The sequence below is a fragment of the Arthrobacter sp. Hiyo1 genome, assembly GCF_001263615.2.
Classification (GTDB): domain Bacteria; phylum Actinomycetota; class Actinomycetes; order Actinomycetales; family Micrococcaceae; genus Arthrobacter.
On sequence record NZ_DF952470.1, the window covers coordinates 374929 to 379186 of the forward strand.

General features: G+C 65.1%; 2 protein-coding genes and 1 pseudogene. 1 reads left to right on the forward strand and 2 read right to left on the reverse strand.

The genetic code is table 11. From position 1 onward, the window contains the following. Window positions 1-1007 (reverse strand): annotated as a pseudogene (locus tag AHiyo1_RS10620) (malate synthase); the annotation flags it as partial. A gap of 378 nt (window positions 1008-1385) precedes the next feature. Beyond that, window positions 1386-2720, reverse strand: coding sequence for an isocitrate lyase (aceA, locus tag AHiyo1_RS10625; protein WP_059388544.1), 1335 nt, complete (start codon window positions 2718-2720; stop codon window positions 1386-1388). A 155-nt stretch (window positions 2721-2875) separates the two neighbouring features. Here aceA and AHiyo1_RS10630 point away from each other — a divergent pair. After that, a partial coding sequence (locus AHiyo1_RS10630) for an XRE family transcriptional regulator (protein WP_059388545.1) occupies window positions 2876-4258 on the forward strand: 1383 nt, incomplete at its 3' end.

Consider the following 4258-nt stretch of genomic DNA (forward strand, 5'->3'; position numbering starts at 1 on the left):
ATGCCGCCGATCGCCATGGCGCCGCGCCGGTGGCACGCCCGGACCAGTTGCTCGGTGTAGGAGCGCATGAACGGCTGGGTCATGGAGACCTGGGCGCGGTCCGGGAGCACGAAGCGGGGCCCGCGGGTGCGGAAGTTCTTGATCACGGAGAAGATGTAGTCCCAGCGGCCGGCGTTCAGGCCCGAGGCGTGATCGCGCAGCTCGTACAGGATCTCCTCCATTTCGAACGCCGCGGTGATGGTTTCGATCAGCACGGTGGCGCGGATGGTGCCCTGCGGGATGCCGAGCAGGTCCTGGGCCAGGATGAAGATGTCGTTCCAGAGCCGGGCCTCGAGGTGGTTCTCGATCTTGGGCAGGTAGAAGTACGGGCCCTTGCCCTGTGCCAGCAGGCGGCGGGCGTTGTGGAAGAAGAACAGGCCGAAATCGACCACGCCACCGGCAACGGGCTTCCCGTCGATGAGCATGTGCTTCTCCGGCAGGTGCCAGCCGCGGGGCCGCACCACGATGGTGGGCAGTTCTTCGGCGGCACGGAGCTTGTATTCCTTGCCCTCCGGTGAGGTGAAGTCGATGCGGCGTTCCAGGGCATCGGTGAGGTTCAGCTGGCCCTGGATGACGTTGCGCCACGTGGGGGTGGAGGAGTCTTCCATGTCGGCCAGCCACACCTTGGCGCCGGAGTTCAGCGCGTTGATGGTCATCTTCCGGTCAACCGGCCCGGTGATCTCCACGCGTCGGTCTTCCAAGCCCGGTGCCGGGGGAGCGACCCGCCAGTTCGGATCATTCCGGATGCCCGCCGTCTCCGGGAGGAACCGCGGATCCTGTCCGCTCGCGATCTGGCCGCGGCGGGCGTGCCTTGCCTGCATCAGCTCCTGGCGGCGCTCCGCCGTCGCGCGGTGCAGGGCTGCCACGAATTCCAGGGCGTCCGGCGTAAGAACCTCGTTCTGCCGGTGAATGGGCTGGGCGGTCAGCGTGATGCCGTTGATCGTGTAATTGTCGGTGAAGCTGTTCATCTCAATCTCTCCTCAGAGAAGCAATGTTCGACGGCGGGCCTAGCTGGGTTCGATACGGTGCGTGGCTGGCTCCGGCCTTCGGACCGGCATTGCTCTGCCTGCTATTCCCCGTTTCCGGGTCCGACCTCGCTGAGCGAGGACGGACCGGAAACGGGGCCCCTTTTACGCAGGCTGCCGCAATACCGGACTCTTCGGCCTCGTGCGCCAGTCGCCAAGCGCCGCAAGGTCGGCGAAGGTGATCCGGAAGCGTGCGTAAAAGGGGCCCTGTCCCCGTCCTCGGCCGAGCTTTGCGAGGCCACAGGACGGGGATGGGGAATAGCACGCGGAGGATTGCCTTTGTCGGCCGCACCGCTGGGGCAGCGGCCCGCCGTCGGGAGGTTAGTGGAACTGGCCTTCTTCGGTGGATCCCACCAGGGCCAGGGTGGATGCGTTCGGGTTGAGCGCGGTAGCGATGTCGTCGAAGTAGCCGGTGCCGACTTCGCGCTGGTGCTTGGTTGCGGTGTAGCCGCGGGACTCGGAGGCGAATTCCTTTTCCTGGAGTTCGACGTAGGCGCTCATGCCTTCGCGGGCGTAGCCGTGGGCGAGGTCGAACATCGAGTAGTTCAGGGCGTGGAAGCCGGCCAGGGTGATGAACTGGAAGGTGAAGCCCATGGCGCCGAGTTCGCGCTGGAACTTCGCGATGGTTGCGTCGTCCAGGTGCTTGCGCCAGTTGAACGACGGGGAGCAGTTGTAGGAGAGCATCTGGTCCGGGAAGTCGGCCTTGACGGACTCGGCGAACTTGCGGGCGAGTTCGAGGTCCGGGGTGCCCGTTTCCATCCAGATGAGGTCCGAATAGGGGGCGTAGGCCTTGGCGCGGGCGATGCAGGGTTCGATGCCGTTGCGGACCTTGTAGAAGCCCTCGGCGGTACGGACCGGCTGTCCCCCTTCGCGGAGGATGAATTCCTGGTCGCGCTCGTCGACGTCGGAGGTGATCAGGGTGGCTGCCTCGGCGTCGGTACGGGCGATGATCACCGACGGGGTGCCGGCGACGTCGGCCGCGAGGCGGGCGGCGTTCAGGGTCCGGACGTGCTGCTGGGTGGGGATGAGCACCTTGCCGCCGAGGTGGCCGCATTTCTTTTCGGATGCGAGCTGGTCTTCCCAGTGCACGCCTGCGGCGCCGGCCTGGATCATGGATTTCATGAGCTCGTAGGCGTTCAGCGGGCCGCCGAAACCGGCTTCGGCGTCGGCGACGATCGGGACCAGCCAGTCTTCGACGGTCTGGATGCCTTCGGAGAATTCGATCTGGTCGGCGCGGAGCAGGGCGTTGTTGATGCGGCGGACGACGGTGGGGACCGAGTTCGCCGGGTACAGCGACTGGTCCGGGTAGGTGTGGCCGGAGTTGTTGGCGTCGGCCGCGACCTGCCATCCGGAAAGGTAGATGGCCCGCAGCCCGGCCTTGACCTGCTGCACCGCCTGGTTGCCGGTCAGCGCACCGAGGGCGTTGGTGTATCCGCCGGTCTTAGCCTCTTCCGTGAGCTGCTTCCACAGCTTCTCGGAGCCGCGCCTGGCCAGGGTGTGTTCTTCGGAGACGCGGCCGCGGAGGCGGACGACGTCGGTGGCCGAGTAATCGCGGGTGACGCCTTCCCAACGCGGGTTGGCAGCCCATTCGAGCTCCAGTGCGGCGGCCTGCTGCTGAGCGGAGGTGGGCTGCCCTGGTTCAAATGCTGCGGTCATTGTTCTGTCTCCTTTGACGCTACTTTGGCGTTTTGCTGTGTATGTCGCCCCGGCCGATCTTCGCTGCGCCTTTGCATTTCAGATCGACCGGGACTTCGTGGTTATTACTTTTCAGCACTTCCAAGAGGCTTTCTAGATAAAAACCATGGAAAGAAATGCACTTCTTCGCGTATCCTCAAGAAATGCCACCTGTGAGCTGGAACCGCGAAGTACCGCCGCCGTCGTCGTCCGCTTCCACCGCCGAACTGGACGTCATCAGCCTGGGCCGCCGCGTGCGGTATCTGCGCAAGCAGGCCGGACTGACCCTCGACGACGTGAGTGCCGCCGTCGGGACCGCCCCGAGCCAGCTGAGCCTCATTGAGAACGGCAAGCGCGAGCCCAAACTTGGCCTGCTGAAGCAGCTCGCGGCGGCACTGAATGTCGGCATCGAACAGCTGCTCGGAGCGGAGCCGCCCAGCCGCCGGGCGGCCCTGGAAATCGAGCTCGAACGGTACCAGCGCGGGCCCCTGTACGAGTCGTTGAACCTGCCGAAAATCCGTGTCAGCTCGCGGCTTCCACTCGATGTTCTCGAGTCGCAAGTGGGCCTCCTGCAGGAGCTTGAACGCAAGCTCAACGAGCAGGTCGCGACGCCGGAAGAGGCTCGCCGGGCGAACGGCGAACTGCGTGCCATGATGCGCGAGCGCGGCAACTATTTTCCGGAGTACGAGGCCGAGGCGCAGAAGGTCCTCAAAGGCGTTGGATACACGACCGGGCCCTTGAGCCAGCACGTCATTGCGGACATCGCGGACCACCTCGGATTCACGCTCCACCACGTGGGCGACCTGCCCCATTCCACCCGTTCAGTGACCGATCTAAAGAATCACCGAATTTATCTCACGCAGAGCCAACGGCAGGACCACGATCCCCGCTCGGTCCTCCTGCAGGCCCTGGGACACTACGTCCTGGGCCACGAGACACCCAAGAACTACGGCGACTTCCTGGCCCAGCGGGTCGCGACGAACTACTTCGCCGCGGCTCTCCTCCTGCCCGAGAACGCCACCCTGGAGTTCCTGCAGAAGGCGAAGGCCGCCAAGGAGATCGCGGTGGAGGACATCCGCGACGCATTCGCCGTCTCCTACGAAACCGCTGCACACCGCTTCACCAACCTCGCGACGAAACACCTGGGCATCACCACCCACTTCCAGAAGACACACCAGAGCGGCATCATCTACAAGGCCTACGAGAACGACGGCGTGGCCTTCCCCCAGGACCATACCGGCGCCATTGAGGGCCAACCGGCGTGCAAAGCCTGGACTTCGCGTGCCGTGTTCGACGTTCCGGACAAGTTCAGCGCCTACAGCCAGTACACCGATACCGTCTCCGGCACCTACTGGTGCACGGCACGCACGGAGCGTTCCGCGGCTGGCGAGTTCTCGCTCAGCATCGGCGTGCCGTACCAGCACGTGAAGTGGTTCCGCGGGAGGGAGACGACGGCGCGGGCTACCTCGACGTGTCCGGACCCGAACTGCTGCAAGCGCCCGCCGGCGTCGTTGGCTTCA